The organism is Haloechinothrix halophila YIM 93223, assembly GCF_000504245.1.
GTDB lineage: Bacteria > Actinomycetota > Actinomycetes > Mycobacteriales > Pseudonocardiaceae > Haloechinothrix_A > Haloechinothrix_A halophila.
The window spans coordinates 3,130,432-3,150,464 of sequence record NZ_KI632509.1 but is presented as its reverse complement, the minus strand read 5'-3'; the positions used below and the strand labels follow the sequence as shown (position 1 = coordinate 3,150,464).

The window sequence follows — 20,033 nt, the reverse complement described above, 5'->3', positions numbered from 1 at the left end:
TTCACACCGTGCTGAAGGCCAAGCGCGCCGGGCTGCGCCGCCCACCCGTCACCGTGGTGGGCGGCGCAGCCGCGTGCGCGCTGCTTGCCGTCACCGTCGTCCATCTCGGACTGGGCGCCTCCGGTGTCGGGATCGCGGACATCGCGAGCCTGCTCGCGGGCAACCCCGACCCGCACACCGAGGCGATGCTGTGGGGTGCGCGGCTGCCGCGCACCCTCGCCGGTCTGGTCGCGGGGGTCGCGCTCGGCGTGGCGGGCACGCTCATTCAGGGCGTCACCCGCAATCCGCTCGCCGCACCCGACACGCTCGGCATCAACGCGGGCGCGTACCTCGCCGTCGTCGCCGTCGCGTTCACCGGCATCGATGTCGGCCTGCTCGGCGGGGGAGGAGTGGCGTTCGTCGGCGGACTCGCCGCGATGGTGGTGGTGTACCTGCTGACGGTGGGCGGGGTGCTCACCCCTGGCCGGGTGTTGCTCGCCGGGGCGACGGTGACGCTCGCCGGAATGGCGGTCGCGGACTTCCTGCAGATTCTCGACGAGAACTCGACGCGGGGACTGTACTTCTGGGGGCAAGGCTCGTTGTTGCAGACCGGGTTGGAGCGCCCGGTGCTGTTCGGCGCGGTCGTGCTGGGCGCGGTGTTGTTGACGCCGCTGCTCGCCCGCCCGATCGATCTGATTTCCCTCGGCGACGAGACCGCCGAGTCGATGGGGGTGCGCGTCAGCCGCGTGCGGCCCGCCACGCTGCTGCTCGCCGTGCTGCTGTCGGCGGCAGCGGTGAGCGTCGCGGGTCCGGTGGCCTTCGTGGGCCTGGTCGCCGCGGTGGCGGTGCGCAGGCTCGGCATCAGCCGGCATGCCGTCCGGCTGCCGCTCGCCGGACTGTTTGGCGCGGCGCTCGTGCTGGCCGCCGACGCGGGCGCGCAATTGGTGCTGCCACCCTCGGCTGGCTATGGCGAACTGCCGGTGGGCGTGGTGACCGCGCTGATCGGTGGGCCGGTGTTCGTGCTGCTGGCGCGCCGGATCATCACAGGGGACGCCGACGTCGGCGCCGCCGTGACCACGATCCGGCCAGTGGCGCGGCGCAGCTACCTGCTCGCGGTGGCGATGGGCCTCGCTGTGCTGGCCACGGCGATCGCCGTGGGGCTGCGCGTCGGTGACGTCGACGTCAGCTGGGCGCAGCTGGGCGCGGTGCTCAGCGGCGCGGGCGATCAGCTCGCGCGGGAGATGGTGGCCTACCGGCTGCCTCGCATCCTGGTTGCGGCGCTGGCCGGAACGTGCCTCGCCGTGGCGGGTGTCGCGGTGCAAGCCGTGGTGCGCAACCCGCTCGCCGAACCCAATCTGATCGGTGTGACCCAAGGCGCCGCCGTCGGCGCGGTGTTGATGATCGCGGTCATCCCGGGGGCACCCGCCGCCGCCTTGCCGTTGGCAGCCGCCCTCGGCGGGGTGCTCGTCATCGCGCTTGTCATACTGATCGCCCGCGCGGGCGGCGGGCTCGATCCCACCAGGGTGGTGCTGATCGGTCTCGGCTGTTCCTACACCGGCAGCGCGCTGGTGCACCTGATGGTGGTGGGCGCGCAGATGGATCTCTCCGCCGCGCTGACCTGGCTGGCCGGCAGTACCTACGCGCGCGACTTCTCGGTACTGGGGTGGCTGATCGCGCCGATCCTGGTCGGCATCGTGCTGGTGCTGACCGCCCGGCCGGTCGACCTGCTCGCCTACGGCGACGACCTGCCCCGCGCGTTCGGGCTCGCGCTCGGCCGGACACGGATGCTCGTGCTCGGCGGGGCGGCCGTGCTCGCCGCGGGGACGGCCGCCGTGGTGGGCACCGTCGGATTCGTCGGTCTCGTCGCGCCGCATCTCGCCCGCCGGATCGTCGGCAGCGCCACCGCGCGGCTGGTGCCGATGGCCGCGCTGCTCGGCGCGATCCTGGTGGTGACCGCTGACGGCATCGGACGGGCGCTGCTCGCGCCGCTGGAGATTCCGGTCGGCGTGGTGACAGCGCTTGTCGGCGCGCCCTACTTGATCTGGCTGCTGCGCCGCAGGTCGGCGGCGTGAGTGGACGGGTGTTCGGCCGGAGCGTCCACGGACGGCTCACCCGGCATCGCGCCGGGCAGCAGTCGCCGGGCAAGCACCACGCTGACCACGCATACCGCCGCCGCCGCGAGGCAGACACCGGTGAACGCCGAGCCGGTACCGCCGAGTGCGGTGAACAACGCGCCGAAGACGGCGACGCCGGTGGCGGTGCCCAGCGGGGAGCACGCGTTGGTCAGCCCGGACGCCACTCCGGTGCGCTCGGCGGGCACCACGCTGACCGTGACCGTCAGCAGTGGCGGGAAGACCAGCGCGGTACCAGCGCCCAGCAGCGTCATACCGCCACACGCCCACGGCACGCTGCCCGCGCTCGCCGCGACCGCCAGCACGACCAACCCGAGCGCTTGCGCCGCGAATCCACTCGCGACTGTCCGGCTTGGACCCAACCGCGCCTGCACGCTCGCGACCAGCGTGCCCGCGAGCGCCAGGCTCCCGGTCAACGGCAGCAGGAGCAGCCCGGCTCGCCAGGGTGACGCGGCGGCGGCCTCCTGCAACCACAATGTGAGGAACGCCAGGGTGCCCAGGCTGGCCATCCTGCCGGTGAACGTCAGCGTTGCCGCCGCGGTGAACGCCGCGCCGTCCACCACGCCGACATTGAGCAGGGCGCGCGGGTGGCGTTGGCTGCGGACGAACACCGGCAGCAGCACGCAGAACGCCGCGCCCGAGCCCACCGTGACCGGCGATGTCCAGCCGAGCGAGCTCCCGGTCGCCAACGCGGCGTGCAACGCGAGCAGCGTCGTCACCGCGAGCGCCGCGCCCGCGACGTCGACCGGCGCGGCGGTGGGCTCAGGCCGCTCGCGCGGCAACACCCGCAGGGCGGCCACCAGCACGAACGCGCCGACCGGCAGGTTGAGCAGGAAGATCCACTCCCAGCCAAGCGCGGCGACGACACCGCCGCCGATCACCGGGCCGAGCGCGCCAGCCAATGAGGACAGTGCCGCGAACGACGCGATCGCCGAGCGCCGCGCGGCACCGCTGTGGGTGGTGGCCAGCAACGCGAGCGCGGGCGCGAAGGCCAGCGCGCCGCCCGCGCCTTGCACCGCCCGCGCGGCAACGAGCGCGCCGATCGTCGGTGCCGTCGCGCAGGCCAGGGACGCGAGGGTGAACACCGCCATGCCCGACGCGAAGACCGTGCGATGCCCGGCCGCGTCCGACCACGTGCCCGCCGTCAGCAACAACGCCCCGAACGCGAGGGAGTACGCCGACACCGTCCACGGCAGGACTTCGGCGCTCGCGGCCAGCTGCGCGCCGATCGCGGGCAGGGCGACGTTGACCACCGTGACATCGAGCGTGAGCATCACGCCGGACACGCTGACCAGCGCGAATGCCCAGCGCCGGGTCCGATCGGCCAGCATCGCGCGCCCTCCGGTAGCGACCCTCTTGCGAGATAAGTTCGGTAAGCCTAACCTAAATAACGCCGCGTGGCCAGGGTGATACTCACCATGGCATTGAAGCTATCCGACGGGTTGCTACTTAGGCAAGGCTTGCCTAATGTTTCCACTGTTGCTGAACCGCAGACGCATCGCTGCAAGCGCAGTCAACGTCGCTGAATCGCAGACGGGGAGAAGCCATGCCTGACCGCACCGCTCGACGTGAGAACGACACCGATCCCGCGCCACCGCAGGCGCATCCGGTACCCGGTCTCCCGGACGTCGGCGCGGGCGCGTGGCGCGAGGCCAACCGGCAACTGCTCGCCAAGGCGCTGGGGGAGTGGACGTTCGAGGCGATGCTCAAGGCGATCGAGACCGGCGACGGCGAGTACCGCGTCGACCTGGACAACGGCGTCTGCTATCGGTTCCGGGGGCGGCCGGGCGCGTTCGGCTGGCTGTTGGTCGATCCCGCCTCGGTGACCCGCGTCGCGGCCGGGATGCTCGGCGACGAGATCGGCCAGCCAGCGTGGGACGCCCTGCAGTTCTTTGTGGACGTCGCGGGCACGCTTGGCACCGATCCGTCCACTGTGGCCACCTACCTGACCGAGCTGGAAGCCACCCTCGCCGTGGACGCCGCGCGGATCGCGCACGGCAGCGAGACCGCGCGGGAGCTGCGCGAGCTGAACCACGCCGAGCTGGACTGCCGGATGACCGGCCACAACCTGCTGGTCGCGAACAAGGGCCGCATCGGCTTCTCCGCGACCGACGTGCGCCGCTACGCGCCCGAGGCCCGCCAGCCGGTTCGGTTGCAATGGCTGGCCGTCCACCGTGGACTCGCGGAGTTCCGGGGGACATCGGAACTGTCCGAACAGGAGGTCCTGGCACGGGAACTGCCCGAGGGTGTCCGCGCGGAGTGGGCCGCGAAGCTCCGTGCCGACGGGCTCGACCCGGACGCCTTCGTGTGGATGCCCGCGCACCCGTGGCAGTGGGACAACGTCATCCAGGTGCTGCACGCCGCCGACATCGCGCAGCGCCGGATCGTCCCCTTGGGACTGAGCCCGGACGAGTACCTACCCGGACAGTCCATTCGCACCATGGCCAACATCACCACGCCCGGCCGGTTCGATGTCAAGCTGCCGCTGAAGATCCTGAACACGTTGGTGTGGCGGGGGATTCCGCCGCACTGCACCATGGGCGCTCCGGTGGTCACCCAGTGGCTGAAGGGCATGCTGGCCGACGACCCGGTGCTGACCGAGCAGACCCGCACGGTGTTCCTCGGCGAGGTCGCGTCGGTGACCGTCCGCCACCCTTATCTGTCGCAAGTGGACGAGATGCCGTACCAGCACCTGGAGACGTTGGGCTGCATCTGGCGCGAGTCCGCCGTCACGTACGGCGACAAGAACGAGCGCATCCGCACGTTCGCCTCGCTGCTGCACGTCGACGACGAAGGCACGGCGTTCGTCGCGGAGCTGGTGCGCGCCGCTGGCCTGCCCGCCGAGGATTGGCTGCGGCAGCTGTTCGAGACGCTGCTTGTGCCGATCATGCAGGTGCTCTACCGCTACGGCGTCACATTCAACCCGCACGGCCAGAACACGCTGCTCGGCTTCGACGAACGCGAGGTGCCCCGCAGGCTCTACCTCAAGGACTTCGTCGACGACGTCTGCGTGTCCTATACCGACGTGCCGGAACGGGGCCCAGAGCCGGACGGCCACGACCACGTGCTGCCGCGCAAGCACCCATCGGTGATCCGCCAGCACGTCATGGACCAGGTGTTCGTCGGTCACTTCCGCTATCTCGCGCCGTTGTGCGCCGACCAGCTCGGCGTGGCTGAGACCCGGTTCTGGTCGCTGGCCCGGCAGACCATCCTCGACTTCCATGCCAGCCATCCCGAGCTGGCCGACCGGTTCGGCGAGTACGACCTGCTTTCCCCCGAGATCCCGAGGTACGCGCTGAACCGGGACCGCATCGTGGTCACCCGCTATGGCGACCGCGCACTGCGCCACGCGCTGTTCCCGAACGGCACGCTGCCGAACCCGCTGGCGAACCACTGATCGCGTCGGCTCCCCGCGCCGACATCGAGGAGAGTCTTTCGTGACCCAGATTGCAGCGGCAGCGCAGTGCGCGCCGCGACTCATCGACGACACCCCCAGCGCCCTGCCGCCTTCGGTGCTGGCCGGAACCCGCGAGGGCATGGCCGAGGTCGTGGCGACCCTGGCCGGGGCCATAAGTTCGGCTCGCTCGGCACGATCGGTGCGCCGTGAGAGCGGCCCGATGCCGCGCGGACTGCCAGGCGAGGTGCTGGCGGCGGCGTCCGGCACGCTCGGCCCGCCCGCGGTGCCTGCCGACGGCATCGGGGCGGACGCCGCGCTGCGCCGGCTCGCCACCATGCTGACCGAGTACGGGCTCGACCTGTCCGACCCCCGCGCCGCCGCGCACCTGCAACCGCCGCCGCTATCCGTCGCGGTCGCCGCCGACGCTCTCGCCAGCGCGGGCAACGCCTCGCTGGACACCTACGACTCGGGTCCGTCGGCCATCGCGGTGGAGCGGTGGCTGGTACAGAGTCTCGCGAGCTTGGCCCGGCTCGGTGGGCGAGCGGACGGCGTGCTTACTCCTGGCGGGTCGATGTCCAACCTTCTCGGGCTGCTGCTCGCCCGGGATGCCGCCGCGCTGAACCGGGGTCGCGACGTCCGGCGTGACGGCGTCGCCGCGCTGCCGCGCCCGGTGGTGTTCTGCTCCGAGTTGGCGCATTTCTCGGTGCACCGCGCGTGCGCCGCGCTCGGCCTCGGCGAGAACGCGGTCCAGCCGATCGCCACCGACGAGCGGCACCGCATGCGGCCCGAGGCGCTAGCCGACGCACTGTCTGGATTGGATGACGACCAGACGCCGGTCGCGATCATCGCGACGGCGGGCACCACCGACTTCGGCTCCGTCGACCCGCTGCCGCAGCTCGCGGAAATCGCCGCGGAGCACGCGGTGTGGCTGCACGTCGACGCCGCCTACGGCTTCGGGGCGCTGTTCTCGCAGCGGCTAGCCGACCGGCTGGCCGGGATCGAGCTGGCCGACTCCATCACCCTCGACCTGCACAAGCTCGGTTGGCAACCGGCAGCCGCCAGCGCGCTGCTCGTCGGCGACGCCAGCGCGTTCGGTGCGCTCGATCGGACCGTCGCGTATCTGAACCCGGCTGACGACAGCGAGGCGGGTTACGACGGCTTGCTCGGCAGGAGTCTGCAAACCACCCGCAGGCCGGACGCGGTCAAGGTCGCCGCGACGCTGCTGGCGCACGGCAGCGAGGGCCTTGGCCGGATGGTCGACGTCTGCCACGACCTCGCCGTCCACGCCGAGCGGCGCATCGCCGTCGAGAGCGACCTGGAACTCGTCTCGCCCGCCGAGCTGACCACCGTGGTGTTCCGCTACCGGGGAGGCCGACGCGATGAGCTGGACCGGATCAACGGCGACCTGCGGCGCAGGCTGCTCGAATCCGGCCAGGCGCTGATCGGTCGGACCACCGTGCGCGGGCGGGTGTGCGTGAAGTTCACGCTGCTCAACCCCACCGCCACCACTGACGACATCGACGAACTCATCGACAGGGTGCTGCTCGCGGGCAGGGCCAGCGCGGCACACACCGAGGAGGGCGCGGCATGACGATCACCGAGCACGTTCCCGCGAACACGGCACCGGCCGCCATCGCTGAGCCGTGGCCCGAGGACCCGCTGCACGCCCGCGACGCACGCGGGGCGGCCGAGCACGCGCACCTGGAGGCGTTGCTGCGCTGCTGGCTCATCGAGACCGGCGCGCCGGTGGCGTCAGGGCCGCTGCGCGTCGCGTTCCCCGCCACCGGACTCGCGCTGGTCACCGAGGTCCGGCACTGCTCGCCGACCGGCTGGCACCGCTTCGGTCCGGTCGCCATCGAGGGGCCGTCGGGGCAGGTGGGCGATGCGGCGGACCCGGTGGTGGCGATTTCGCTGCTGGCGGCCGAGGCCGCCGCGCGTGGTGGCGCCCGTGACGGCGGGGTGCCGTCGGGGGAGGTCGCGGACCTGGTCGAGCGAACGGCGGAGTCGGTGCGCCGCGTGACGACGTACATCGCGCACCGCCGTGAGCACCCAGACCCGCCCGCCGACGGTTTCCTGGACGCCGAGCAGGCGCTGGTGCTCGGCCACCTGAAGCACCCTGCGCCGAAGAGCAGGGACGGACTGTCCGAACGGGAGTCCGAGTTCTACTCGCCGGAACAGCGTGGGTCATTCCGGCTGCACTGGTTCGCCGCCGATGAGTCCGTTGTCTCGCACGACGCCATCGCGGACGCGCCCTCACTGGACGGGCGTGACGCCGTCACGCTCATGGCCGACCTCGCCGAACGCAAACTCGCAGACGGCAGGGTGTTGGTGCCCGCCCACCCGTGGCAGGCCCGCGACCTGCTGCACCGGCCCCGGATCGCCACGCTGGTCGAGCGGGGGCTGCTGGAACCGCTCGGTGAACTCGGCCCGCACTGGTGGCCGACCTCGAGCGTGCGCACCCTGTACCGCCCCGACGCGGACGTGATGCTCAAGCTGTCGCTGGGACTGCGACTGACCAACTCGAAACGCGAGTCCACCCGCACCGAGTTGCGCAGGGGACTGGAGATCAACCGGTTGCTCGACGCCGGCTACGCGGCGAGCACCTTCGCGGCGCATCCCGGCTTCGCCATCACCCGCGACCCGGCGTGGCTGGCGGTGGACGAACCCAGTCGCGCCGAGGGTCCCGAGGTCACCGGGCTAGATGTCGCGGTGCGGGAGGTTCCCGATGGCGTGGCGAGCCTGCGCTGCCTGGCGGGACTGGTCGCGCCGAGGCCGGGACAGGGCCGCAGCAGGCTCGGTGAGGTGGTCGCCGCGTACGGCTCGGGCTCAGGCGGAGTGTCGGACGCCGCAGAGCGCTGGGTCGCGGACTACACCGACCGCGTGCTGGTGCCGATGCTGCATCTCTACGCCGCAACCGGGATCGGGTTGGAGGCTCACCAGCAGAACACCCTCGTGCGCCTCGATCCGGACGGCGGTGTCGCGGGCGCGACGTTCCGCGACAACCAGGGCTACTACCTCGCCACATCCCACGAGCCAGCGGTGCTCGACGTCCTCGGCGTGGACGCCTCGACGCTGGCGGTGGTGGACGACGCGGTCGTCGACGAGCGGCTGTCGTACTACCTGCTGCGCAACCAGGCGCTCGCCGTGGTCGGCTGCCTCGCCGTTGACGGGCTGGCGGACGAAACCACGCTGCTCGGCGTCATGGCCGATCGGCTGCGTGTCGCGCTCGGGCAGCTTGAGAACGCCGGGCAGGACGGCGACCGGTTGGCGCGGCGTTGGCTGACGGCGGAGTCGCTGCCCTGCAAGGGAAACCTGCTCACCCGGCTGCACGGCATCGACGAGGTGCTCGCGCCGCTCGACGCGCAGTCGGTGTACCTGGACGCGCCCAACCCATTGCGGGAGGTGACCCGATGACCGCGAACACCTTCAGCGCCGTCGCCGGGCCGCCGCTGCCGAGGCTCTGCGCGCCGTGGTCCGTGCGCGCCGCGTCACCCGACGCCGACCTGGAGCTGATCCACCGTTGGATGATTCAGCCGCACGTGGCGAAGTTCTGGCACCAGGCGTGGCCACCGGAGCGCTGGCGGTCCGAACTGGACACCCAGCTCGCTGGCACGCACTCACTGCCGTGCGTCGTCGCGCACGATGGCCTCGACCTCGCCTACATCGAGATCTACCGCGTCCAGCGCGATCCGCTCGGTGACTACGTGCCGCACGAGCCGCACGACCTCGGCGTGCACATCGCGATCGGAGACCGGGACCGGACCGGGCGCGGGCTCGGCAGGGCGTTGCTGTCCGCGCTGGCGGAAGGGCTGCTGGCCGCCGACCCGGACTGCCAGCGCGTCGTCGCCGAACCGGACAAGGAGAACACGCCGTCGATCCGGGCCTTCCAGATCGCGGGCTTCGCGGCCGGAGGCGACGTTGCGTTGCCGGACAAGACGGCCGTGCTGATGACCTACGAGCGGAGGAGACCGCGATGACATCGGATCGAGCCGACCACGACGTCGTCGCCATCGGCTGCGGACCCTTCAACCTGGGACTCGCCGCGCTGGCCGACGGCGTCGACGACGTCGACCTCGTGGTGTTCGAGGAACGCCCCGAGTTCCGCTGGCATCCCGGGTTGATGTTCGACGAGGCGTTGTTGCAGGTCAGCTTCCTCGCCGATCTGGTGACGCTGGTGGAGCCGACACACCCGCTGTCGTTTCTGGCGTACCTGCGCGACGTCGACCGGATGTATCCGTTCTACGTGCGGGAGCGGTTCCACCCGACCCGCCGCGAGTACGAGGACTACCTCCGCTGGGCGGCATCCACAGTGGACACGATCCGGTTCGGTCATCGGGTCAGCTCGGTGTCGTGGGAGCCCTCGAGCGAGCGGTTCGTGCTGGACGTCGATCGCGGCGCGGGAGGCACGATGACGGTGTCCGCGCGCCACCTCGTGCTGGGGGTCGGTACCGAACCGGCCGTCGCCGAGGCGCTGACGGACCTGCCTGCCGAGCGGCTGCTGCACACCGGCGACTACCTGCACCGGCTCGACGACGTCACCAGCGCGGACCGGGTGAGCGTTGTCGGGTCGGGGCAGTCCGGTGCCGAGGTCGTGCTTGACCTGCTGCGCCGCAACACCGAGGGCGGGCCCGCGGTGAACTGGCTGACCAGGACCGAGTCGTTCGCGCCGCTGGACTACAGCAAGCTCGTGCTTGAGATGACGACTCCGGCGTATGTCGAGTACTTCCACGGCCTGCCGGATGACACCCGCGACGAACTGGTGGCGCGGCAATGGCGGCACTACAAGGGCGTGTCGGAGGAAACGCTTGAGGAGATCCACGACGTCCTCTACCGGCGTGAGTTGTGCGACGGCCCGGCGCCGGTCGAGCTCCGCTGCGGCGTGGCGGTGGAGGGCGCCGTTGTCGACGCCGATACCGGCGATGTCGTGCTGACCTGCCGCCAGCGGGACACCGGTAGGCGATTCGAGCACCGTACGGACGTCGTCGTCGCGGCCACCGGGTACCGGCAGCGAGTGCCGGGGTGTCTCGGGCCGATGGAGTCGCTGGTGCGCCGCGACGCGCACGGCAGGTATCGGGTGCGGCTGGACCACTCCATCGAACTGGCCCCCGCCGTGACCGGCAAGGTGTTCGTCGCCAACGCCGACCTGCACAGCCACGGTGTCGCCGCCCCGGACCTCGGCATCGGCGCGTATCGCAACGCGACGATCCTCAACGCCGTCACCGGCCGCGAGGTGTACCGGTTGCCGAAGAACACGGCGTTCACCAGCTTCGCCGCCCCCGGGTGACGGCGCGGCGGCTCGGGATCCGGCGCGGGTGCCGTTCCGGATCCCTTCGCTGCGCCACCGCGCCTTGCCAGGCAAATGGTCGCGACAACCGGACAAACAGCGTCGAACCAGGCGCGAAGCGAGCAATATCCCTGGCGAAGTTGGAGTGTTGCGGTCGGGTCACGTCGTTTTCCATAAGCCGTGGCACCGCGCAGACTCACGTCCATGCGCAGGATTATCGGCGCGGTCGCGGTCGTCGCCGTGCTCGCGACGGCGTGTTCCGACGCTGACGCCGTCCGTCCCTCGGAGAAGCCAGGGGCGGAGACGTCGGCGGCACCCGCGCCGCGCGACGGCCAACGCCCGACGACCGCGCCGCGAGTCGAGCAGAGTCCGACACCGCACCGGACGTTCTCCGACTGGGACGTCGGCGCGAAGCCGTTGCCGGTGCGCGCCGACGGGTTTGGCCGCGTCCTGCCCACACCGCGTGAACTGCGGGTACGCCGGTTGCCCACGATCGACCGGCTACCACCGCCGCCGGATGAGCGGTTCCGGTCCTCGGTGCGGCGGATCGGCCCGGGTATCCGGGAGAGGATGGGCCCTACGTGGCAACCGGGGTGCCCGGTGGGCTTGCGCGATCTCCGCTATGTGCGGGTCAGTTTCTGGGGATTCGACGACCGGCCGCACACCGGGGAGGTCATCGTGCACCGCCGTGCCGCCCACGACATCGTTGACGTGTTCGCCACGGTGTACCGCGCGCGGTTTCCCATCGAGGCGATGCGCATCGCGACGTCGGTGGACCTGGAAACCCGCCCCACAGGGGACGGCAATGGCAGCGGAGGTTTCGTGTGCCGGCCGATCCGCAAGGGTTCGTCGTGGTCGGCGCACTCCTACGGCCTCGCGATCGACATCAACCCGTTCCAGAACCCGTACCAGCGCGGGGACCTCGTGCTACCGGAACGTGCCAGCGCCTACCTGCACCGGGACCGCGTGCGACCAGGGATGATCCGGCCTGGCGGCGTGGTGGTGCGCGCGTTCGCCGACATCGGCTGGTCCTGGGGCGGACGGTGGGAGACACCCCGCGATTACATGCATTTCTCGGCCACGAACCGCTAACCCTCGCGCATCGTGGCGGCCACGGACGCTTCCCTTAAGGTGTTGCGTTCTGTAAAAATATCGTGCTACGGAGCGGAACCGCTGCGGTTGGAGTGCCGACCCCACGGGTGGGGGTGTGAACCAGCGTGAGCAAACACGCGCAGCGGAACGAGATCACGCGGACGCTGTCGCTGGTCGCCCTCGCCATAGTCGCTGCCGTGCTGCGGCGACCACGGTGGGTGCGATGCCTGCGCGATCGCCTTGACGATGCGCAGCGACCGGAGCTGGTGCGGCCACCAGAGGGCCGCACGCCGGCCCGGCACCGGGCCACCGACAACCACACGGTCTGGCGCGAAGCCGAGGCGTTGACGCGGAGATCGGCCGGGTCCGTGTGGCGACGCGTCGGTGCGGGCGGGATGACGAAGGCAGGCGCCCGATGGGTGCGGGACGTCGTCAGCGCGGTGGGCACGCAGGGCGCTCGCAGCGGATGGACGCCTGGCGGCTGGCCGCACGTCCGGCGGGCGGCATGGCGACGGCCCGAGGGCACGCTCCCGTGGCGCACCGGTACGGCTATCGGCAACCTGACCGGCGTCGTCGGCGTCGTGCTCACGGTGTTGCTGATCTCGAGCGTCGTCGGTCAGGTCGGCACCGCACCCACGCCGCAGACGCTCGTCGCTGCCAAGGGGTTCCGTGACAACCACGTCGATTTCACCCGCCACCTGCTGAGCGCGTCTGCCGCGGTCGGCAAGGCCGCGCCGAGCTCCCAGCGGTCCCGATCGGCGAGCGGCACGAAACCGAGCGCGGCCAAGGCGAAGCCGCCGGTGCCCCGCAGTGTGCCGCAGTCAGGGGGCAGGAACACCAAGCAGGTGAGCCGGGATCGCGGCCCGGTGCATGTCCAGCCGTACATCTATCTGAACAGTAACCACCTGCCCGACGTCGGGGAGGTGATGCGACACACCGGCGTCACGGAGTTCACGCTGGCATTCATTCTGTCCGACGGCGGCTGCCGGGCGGTATGGGACGGCGGCACGCGCGTGGGCACGCACGCGGCGGAGATGCTCGCCGCGATCCGCGCCAACGGGGGAGACGCCGTCGTCTCGTTCGGCGGCTGGGCAGGGCGCAAGCTCGGCACGCACTGCGGCTCTCCTCGCGCGCTCGCCAGCGCGTACCAGCAGGTGATCGACACCTACCAGCTACGCGCGATCGACGTCGACATCGAATACCGCGAGTTCGAGAATCGCAAGGCGCAGGACCGGGTGCTGCGGGCGTTGCGGATCGTCGCACGCGCGAACCCCGGCCTCACCACGATCGTCACCATGCCGGTCGCCAAGGACGGTTTGAACAGCTGGGGCCAGCGGATGGTGCGTCGCGCGGCGGAGCTGCGGGTACCGGTCGACGTCTGGACGGTCATGCCCTTCGTTCTCGGCAAACCCGGTGGCGACATGGGCCGGATGACGATCACGGCGGCGGAGCGCACGCACGCGCAACTCTCCCGCTTCTACCCAGGTGTTCCCGCCGCCGACGTCTACCGGATGCTGGGGATCAGCTCGATGAACGGCGAGACCGGAGCGGGGGAGACCATCACGCAGGCCGACTTCCGTGAGATCCGCGCGTATGTGCACCGGCGCGGCCTCGGGCGGTTCACGTTCTGGGCGGTCAACCGGGACATGCCGTGCCCGGAGCGCGGTTCCCGCCCGTGCAGCGGCGTCCCGCAGCGGCCGTGGCAGTTCACGGACATCGTCAACGGCGTACCCGGAGGCCCGTAGGCGCGCTCCAGTAGTGCCTGATCACCGGAAGCTTGTCGTGCCGAATTGTGTCCTGGAATCCGGCCGCTGGCCGTGCTGGTTCGTGGCCGGTGACGACGCCGATCCATTCGCGGTGCAACGCTCGCACCGAATCTCCGGGTCATTGCGGTCGCCAGTGACGTCGATGCCGTGGTCCGCGAGGTCACGCATGGCCGCGGCGATGGTCGGATAGCCGTCGGCCTCGGTCACCTCGCCACCGCAGGCCGAGCACCGGATGATGATCACCGCACTCACCTCCGTTCCGCGAACGCCCATCGTTCACTCCTTGTATGCCTCAACGAGGGGAGTACGTCCGCGGTACGTGTCAGTGACCGATTTTTCCCGTCTGGCTCGACGATGAACTTTCCGGGATGTCCGGCGAGAGGCGTTCGTCTGTCATGGCGGCGACAGTGTCGCCACGAAACACCGCCAGATGAGTGGACCTGATTCGACGGTGTGGCGAATAACAGTCATGCCAATGGCGGGATTCGTGTCTCGATAACGATTACTTTCGATGGTTCGCCGTGGCCGTGCTCGCGATCATGTTGCTCCCGCTGAGTGACTTCCCTTGACCTTGCCGGTGACCTCGGAAATGACGTCTTTCGAGGTCAACGACGTGAATATTCCGACAATATTGCCTGTCACCCATTTGTCAGAACACTTTCGTCGTCGGTCATACGCACGTTTTCCGACTTTCGTCGTGCTCCGTTGAGCGGCTGTTTGTCTTTTTCGAAATGGTCACAATTTTCGTCACGTCCGGACGACGAAACCCGTCAAAGGAGTTGGAATGACGAAACGGAAGCGACACGTCGCGGCACGTCTCAGTGTGGCCGCGATGCTAGCAGCGGGAACGGCCGCGGTGCTCACCCTGCCCGCGACAGCCGAACCGTTGTCGCCGTCGGTGACCCCGACGGCCGAGGCCGACACGATGGCAGCGGCGATGCAGCGTGATCTCGGGCTCAGCAAGCAGGAAGCCAAGCAGCGGTTGCGCAGTGAGGCGGCGGCCTTCGAGGCCGACGAGACGGTGCGGGCCGAGCTCAAGGACAGCTTCGGCGGCTCGTACTACGACGCCGAGCTGGGCACGCTGGTCGTCGGCGTGACGGACAGGTCGAAGTTCGACGAGGTTCGCGCGGCCGGTGCGCAACCTCGGCGGGTCGATGACAGCAGGTCCGAAATGGACGCGGTCGTTGAGCAGCTCAACGAGGCGGACGCGAAGGTTCCCGATGCCGTCGCGGGCTGGTACGTCGACGTCGAGGCCAATTCGGTCGTCATGACCACCGCCATTGGCACGACCAAGCAGGCACGGGACTACGTCCGCGCCGCTGGCGTCAAGCAGTCTGATGTCGACGTCCAACAGTCTACAGAGGACCCGCGGACGCTGATGGACATCATCGGCGGTAACGCGTACTACAACGACAGTACCGGTGGGCGTTGCTCGGTGGGCTTCTCGGTGTACGGCGGCTTCGTGACCGCGGGCCACTGCGGTGACTATGGCGACTACACTTCGCAGCCCAGCGGGTACTTCGCGGGATCGTCGTTCCCTGGCGATGACTACGCGTACGTCGACGCGGGCTCCGACGACACGCCGAGGCCGTGGGTGAACATGTACAACGGTTGGGCCCGGGTCGTGCAGGGCTCGTACGAGGCTCCGGTCGGCTCGTCGGTCTGCCGTTCGGGTTCCACCACGGGTTGGCACTGCGGCTACATCGAGGCGAAGAACCAGACCGTGTCCTACCCGTCGGGCACGGTTTATGGTCTGACCCGCACCGATGTCTGTGCCGAGCCCGGTGACTCCGGTGGCTCGTTCATCTCGGGTAACGAGGCCCAGGGCATGACGTCCGGTGGTTCCGGTGATTGCACGTGGGGTGGCACCACCTATTTCCAGCCGGTCAACGAGGTTCTCAACGCCTACGGATTGACTCTGGTCACCGGCTGACCAACGTTCAGCGCGACATAGCCGGCGTGGTGGCGGGGATGCGTTCCCGTCACCACGCCGTCGTCGTTGACGGCCGCGAAGTCAGCCGGGCACCGCACGGAGTGGCGTAGCCTGGTCAGGTGCTTGCGACGTTCCATCCCGCGGTGCGCACGTGGTTCGAGCGGCGGTTTCCGCAGGGGCCGACCGCGCCACAGGCGGACGGCTGGCGCGCGATCGCCGACGAGTGCGACACCCTGATCGCCGCGCCGACCGGGTCCGGCAAGACCCTCGCCGCGTTCCTGGTGTGCATCGACCGGCTGTACCGGGCCCACGAACGCGCGACCAGCGGCACCGAGGAGGTAGCACCTCCACCAGCGGACGACGAGCCGGACGGCACCCAGGTGGTGTACGTCTCGCCGTTGAAAGCGCTGGCCGTCGACATCCAGCAGAACCTCGAACAGCCGCTGCGTGAGATCGCCGAGACCGCCGCCGAGCTGGGCATGTCCGCGCCGGACATCCGCGTGGCGGTCCGTACTGGAGACACGGCCGCGTCGCACCGTGCGGCGATGCTGCGGCGACCGCCGCGGATACTGGTCACCACCCCGGAATCGCTGTATTTGCTGGTCACGGCCGAGCGGAGCAGGGAGGTGCTGCGCGGCGTCGACACCGTCATCGTCGACGAGATCCACGCCGTCGCGGGCAATAAGCGGGGTTCGCACCTGGCGCTGACACTCGAACGGCTCGCGCACGTGGCACACCAGCCCCCGCAGCGGGTGGGGTTGTCCGCGACGCAGCGGCCCATTGACGTCGTCGCGCGGTTGCTGGTCGGCGCGGGGCAGGACCGGTCGCACCCGGACGGCTCCCCGCGCTGCGCGATCGTCGACGTCGGGCATCGGCGTGCGCTCGACCTGACTCTGGAACTGCCGGGCGACGAACTGGGCACCGTCGCTTCTACCGAGCAGATGGGCGAGATCCTGGACCGGATCGCCGCCCACGTGGCCGCGCACCGGACGACGCTGGTGTTCGTCAACACCCGACGTCTCGCCGAGCGCGTCGCGCACCTGCTCGGCGAGCGGCTGGGGCCGGGTGGCGACACCGTCGCCGCGCACCACGGCAGTCTGTCCAAAGACCGCAGGCAGCGCGTCGAGGCGCGGCTGCGGGCAGGCGACCTACGCGCCCTGGTGGCTACCGCCTCGCTGGAACTCGGCATCGACATCGGCCCGGTCGAGCTGGTCTGCCAGCTCGGCTCGCCGCGCAGCCTGACGACGTTCCTGCAGCGCGTCGGCCGCTCCAACCACACCCGCAGCGGAACCCCGAAGGGCGTGCTGTACCCGACGAGCCGGGACGAGCTGGTCGAGTGCGCCGCCCTGCTCCGGGGTGTGCGGGCGGGTCGGCTGGACGCGCTGCTTGTGCCGCGGGCGCCGCTGGACATCCTCGCGCAGCAGGTGATCGCGGAATGCGCGGCGGAAGAGTGGCGCGAGGACGAGCTGTTCACGCTGGCCAGGCGGGCGGCGCCGTTCGCGGAGCTGTCCAGGGAGGGCTTCGACGACGTCCTGGAGCTCGTGTCCGACGGCATCCGCACCGGACGCGGCAGGCGCGCGGCCTACCTGCACCGGGACCAGGTCAACGGCGTGCTGCGTGCCAGAAGGGGTGCCAGGATGGCCGCGCTGACCTCGGGCGGCGCCATCCCGGAGTTGGGCGACTACCGGGTGGTGGCCGAGCCGGACGAGACACCGGTCGGCACGGTCAACGAGGACTGGGCGATCGAGAGCATGGTCGGCGACGTCTTCCTGCTCGGCACGACGTCGTGGCGCATCCGGCGGATCGAGCCAGGGACCGTGCGGGTGGTGGACGCCCAGGGAGCGCCGCCGTCGGTGCCGTTCTGGCTCGGCGAAGCGCCGGGCCGCACGGTCGAGCTGTGCGATGAGGTCTCGGACATTCGCGCCGAGGTGGAGCGGCGGCTGTGCGCGGACGATCGCGAGGGTGCTGTCGCGTGGCTGGCCGCCGAGTGTGGCATCGAGCGGGCCGCCGCCGAGGAGATCGTGCGCTACCTCGCCGCCGCTTACGCCGCGCTCGGTGCGCTGCCCACCAGGGACACCATCGTGCTTGAGCGGTTCTTCGACGAGAGCGGCGGGATGCAGCTCGTCGGGCACGCGCCGTTCGGCGCCCGGCTGAACCGGGCGTTCGGGCTCGCGCTGCGGAAGCGGTTCTGTGTCACGTTCGACTTCGAGCTGCAGGCCGCTGCCAGTGACGACGCGATCCTGTTGTCGCTCGGTCTCGAGCACAGCTTCCCGCTGGAGCAGGTGCCGACGTTCCTGGCGTCGCCGACCGTCGAGGACGTCGTGCGGCAGGCGGTGTTGCCGTCGCCGATGTTCGCGGCGCGCTGGCGGTGGAACCTGAACCGGTCGCTGGTGGTGCCGCGCATGCGAGGCGGCCGCAAGAACCCGCCGCCGATCCAGCGGATGGAAGCCGACGACCTGATGGCGGCGGTGTTCCCGTCGCTGGCGGCGTGCCAGGAGAACGTCGCGCCCGGCCCGATGGAGATTCCTGACCAGCCGCTCGTCCGGCAGACAGTGGATGACTGCCTGCACGAGGCCATGGACGTCGACGGCCTGCGCGAGCTGGTGCGCGGGGTCGAGACGGGCCGCATCCGGGTCGTGGTGCGCGACACCACCGAGCCGTCGGTGCTGGCACACGAGATCCTCAACGGCGCGCCGTTCACCTTCCTCGACGACGCCCCGCTCGAGGAGCGGCGCAGCCGCGCGGTTCCGCTGCGCCGGGGCCTGCCCGTCGAGCCGGACGACCTGGGTGCGCTGGATCCGGCGGCCATCGAGCGGGTTCGCGCGGAAGTCCGGCCCGAGCCGCGCGATCCTGATGAGCTGCACGACGTCCTGATGACCGTCATCGGGCTGCGCCCCGAGCCAGAGTGGCAGGGGTGGTTCGAGGAGCTGGTGGCCGAGCGCCGGGCCGTTTCCGCGCACACGGCGGCGGGGGAGCTGTGGGCGGCGGTGGAACGCCGACCAGCCGTCGAACTGCTGTTTCCTGATGCGCGGGTGACGCCGGACCACCGCTCGCCGCGCGCCACCGCGTCGCTCGATCGCGAGTCGGCGGCGGCCGAGATGTCGCGCGGGCACCTCGAGATCCGTGGTCCGTCCACTGTGGAGGATCTTTGCGCGGCCACACTTCTGTCCACATCGGACGTCACTATCGCGATAGCACGACTGGAGACGGAGGGCTTCGCCTTCCGTGGGCACTTTACGGAGGCTGACAAGCCAGCATCCGACGCCCCGGAGGAGATCTGCGCCAGGCGGCTGCTGTCGCGCATCCACGGCTACACCCGCGCGCGGCAGCGGCGCGAGATCGAACCGGTCACCGCACGGGACTTCCTGCGGTTCCTGCTGCGCTGGCAGCACGTCGCGCCTGGCACCCAGCGGGAGGGCAAGCTCGGCGTCATCGCCGTCGTGGAACAGCTGCAGGGCTACCAGCTCGCCGCTGGCGCGTGGGAAGACGTACTCGCCGCGCGAGTGCGGGGTTACCGCCGTGAATGGCTGGACGAGGTATGCCTGTCCGGCGACGTCACCTGGGGGCGGTTATCGCTGCGCAGCTCGACCGACGAGCACGCGCCGCGCCACAGCGGCATGACGCCGTCCAAGGCGACGCCGATCACCCTGGCCATTCGCGACGACCTGGCGTGGCTGCTGCAGGCCGTCCGAGGCGACCGGACGCCAGCGCCGCCGGGTCCCGGCCGCACCGCTGACGTCGTGGCGGCGCTGTCCGATCAGGGTGCGCTGTTCGCCTCGCAGCTCGCGACGATCACCGGGCGACTGCCTGGTGAGATCGAGGAGGCGCTGTGGGACGCCGTCGCGCGCGGCCTGGTCACTGCCGACGGGTTCGGTGCGCTGCGGGCGTTGCTGTCGCCGTGGCGGAACCGGCGACCGGCGAGTCCCCGGCGGCTGCGCAAGGCGGGTCGTAATCCGGCCGCGCGCTCGTCCGGCCGCTGGTCGCTGCTGCCGGGTGACTCGGACGACGCGGCCACCGATGACGTCGACGAATTGGCCGAGGCGGTCGCGGAGCAGCTCATCGCGCGGTGGGGCGTGGTGTTCCGGGACATCGTCGCGCGCGACACGGTGGCCAGGGCGGGTGTGCCGTGGCGGGAGGTGCTGTGGGCGCTGCGGCGGATGGAGGCGCGCGGCACCGTTCGGGGCGGCCGGTTCGTGTCCGGCTTCGCGGGCGAGCAGTACGCGCACCCGGACGCCGTCGAGCAGCTCAGGAAGGCCCGCGCACTGCCGCACGACGGCGAGACCGTGCGGCTGCCCGCTGCCGACCCGCTGAACCTCACCGGAATCCTGCTGCCCGGCCCGAGGGTGGCCGCGCTGCCGCGGGAGTCGGTCACCTACGTCGACGGGATGGTCACGGTGTCCAGCGCGGCACCGCGGCAAGCCGGGCGATGAGCGTCTTCGGATCGCTGCCG

General features: G+C 70.6%; 12 protein-coding genes. 10 read left to right on the top strand and 2 right to left on the bottom strand.

Translation table 11 applies throughout. The features are described from left to right. The first annotated feature begins 8 nt into the window (after window positions 1-8). Window positions 9-2,051: an iron ABC transporter permease gene (locus tag AMYHA_RS14415; RefSeq protein WP_051399924.1), complete on the top strand. Its 2,043-nt coding sequence runs from the start codon at window positions 9-11 to the stop codon at window positions 2,049-2,051. Here the strand turns inward: AMYHA_RS14415 and AMYHA_RS14410 are convergent. Further along, window positions 2,012-3,442 (bottom strand): MFS transporter, encoded by a 1,431-nt coding sequence (locus AMYHA_RS14410; RefSeq protein ID WP_034271726.1) that lies wholly within the window; start codon window positions 3,440-3,442, stop codon window positions 2,012-2,014. The genes AMYHA_RS14415 and AMYHA_RS14410 overlap by 40 nt on opposite strands. Window positions 3,443-3,657: 215 nt before the next feature. Here AMYHA_RS14410 and AMYHA_RS14405 point away from each other — a divergent pair, with 215 nt between their 5' ends. From AMYHA_RS14405 to AMYHA_RS25820, 7 genes are all read left to right on the top strand, one after another. Further along, window positions 3,658-5,508, top strand: a complete 1,851-nt coding sequence (locus tag AMYHA_RS14405; protein ID WP_034271724.1) for an IucA/IucC family protein — start codon at window positions 3,658-3,660, stop codon at window positions 5,506-5,508. 40 nt (window positions 5,509-5,548) lie between these two features. Then, the gene (locus AMYHA_RS14400) at window positions 5,549-7,099 is read left to right on the top strand and encodes a pyridoxal phosphate-dependent decarboxylase family protein (RefSeq protein ID WP_051399923.1); all 1,551 of its coding nucleotides are present in this window, start codon (window positions 5,549-5,551) and stop codon (window positions 7,097-7,099) included. After that, window positions 7,096-8,922 (top strand): IucA/IucC family protein, encoded by a 1,827-nt coding sequence (locus AMYHA_RS14395; RefSeq protein ID WP_034271722.1) that lies wholly within the window; start codon window positions 7,096-7,098, stop codon window positions 8,920-8,922. The genes AMYHA_RS14400 and AMYHA_RS14395 overlap by 4 nt, the downstream gene beginning before the upstream one ends. Further along, window positions 8,919-9,485: a GNAT family N-acetyltransferase gene (locus AMYHA_RS14390; protein WP_034271720.1), complete on the top strand. Its 567-nt coding sequence runs from the start codon at window positions 8,919-8,921 to the stop codon at window positions 9,483-9,485. Before AMYHA_RS14395 ends, AMYHA_RS14390 begins: the two co-directional genes overlap by 4 nt. Further along, window positions 9,482-10,792, top strand: a complete 1,311-nt coding sequence (locus AMYHA_RS14385) for a lysine N(6)-hydroxylase/L-ornithine N(5)-oxygenase family protein (protein WP_034271718.1) — start codon at window positions 9,482-9,484, stop codon at window positions 10,790-10,792. The genes AMYHA_RS14390 and AMYHA_RS14385 overlap by 4 nt, the downstream gene beginning before the upstream one ends. A 204-nt stretch (window positions 10,793-10,996) precedes the next feature. After that, window positions 10,997-11,884: a M15 family metallopeptidase gene (locus AMYHA_RS14380; RefSeq protein WP_084037230.1), complete on the top strand. Its 888-nt coding sequence runs from the start codon at window positions 10,997-10,999 to the stop codon at window positions 11,882-11,884. A gap of 125 nt (window positions 11,885-12,009) precedes the next feature. Continuing rightward, on the top strand, window positions 12,010-13,629 hold the full coding sequence (locus tag AMYHA_RS25820) for a chitinase (protein WP_051399922.1): 1,620 nt from the start codon (window positions 12,010-12,012) through the stop codon (window positions 13,627-13,629). A gap of 21 nt (window positions 13,630-13,650) precedes the next feature. Here AMYHA_RS25820 and AMYHA_RS14370 read toward each other — a convergent pair whose 3' ends face one another. After that, window positions 13,651-13,923, bottom strand: a complete 273-nt coding sequence (locus AMYHA_RS14370) for a hypothetical protein (protein ID WP_034271716.1) — start codon at window positions 13,921-13,923, stop codon at window positions 13,651-13,653. 511 nt (window positions 13,924-14,434) lie between these two features. On the opposite strand from AMYHA_RS14370, the gene AMYHA_RS14365 reads away from it, so the two are divergent. Together AMYHA_RS14365 and AMYHA_RS14360 are read left to right on the top strand one after the other, a co-directional pair. After that, window positions 14,435-15,583 carry a S1 family peptidase gene (locus AMYHA_RS14365; RefSeq protein WP_034271714.1) on the top strand — a complete coding sequence of 383 codons (1,149 nt, stop codon included), beginning with the start codon at window positions 14,435-14,437 and terminating at the stop codon, window positions 15,581-15,583. A gap of 119 nt (window positions 15,584-15,702) precedes the next feature. After that, window positions 15,703-20,013, top strand: coding sequence for a DEAD/DEAH box helicase (locus AMYHA_RS14360; RefSeq protein ID WP_034271712.1), 4,311 nt, complete (start codon window positions 15,703-15,705; stop codon window positions 20,011-20,013). Window positions 20,014-20,033: the final 20 nt, after the last annotated feature.

Bases quoted from the DNA above. Each gene is read 5' to 3' on its own strand.
- AMYHA_RS14410 (WP_034271726.1), bottom strand. From the start codon at position 3,442: ATGCTGGCCGATCGGACCCGGCGCTGGGCATTCGCGCTGGTCAGCGTG.
- AMYHA_RS14405 (WP_034271724.1), top strand. From the start codon at position 3,658: ATGCCTGACCGCACCGCTCGACGTGAGAACGACACCGATCCCGCGCCA.
- AMYHA_RS14395 (WP_034271722.1), top strand. From the start codon at position 7,096: ATGACGATCACCGAGCACGTTCCCGCGAACACGGCACCGGCCGCCATC.
- AMYHA_RS14390 (WP_034271720.1), top strand. From the start codon at position 8,919: ATGACCGCGAACACCTTCAGCGCCGTCGCCGGGCCGCCGCTGCCGAGG.
- AMYHA_RS14385 (WP_034271718.1), top strand. From the start codon at position 9,482: ATGACATCGGATCGAGCCGACCACGACGTCGTCGCCATCGGCTGCGGA.
- AMYHA_RS14380 (WP_084037230.1), top strand. From the start codon at position 10,997: ATGCGCAGGATTATCGGCGCGGTCGCGGTCGTCGCCGTGCTCGCGACG.
- AMYHA_RS14370 (WP_034271716.1), bottom strand. From the start codon at position 13,923: ATGGGCGTTCGCGGAACGGAGGTGAGTGCGGTGATCATCATCCGGTGC.
- AMYHA_RS14365 (WP_034271714.1), top strand. From the start codon at position 14,435: ATGACGAAACGGAAGCGACACGTCGCGGCACGTCTCAGTGTGGCCGCG.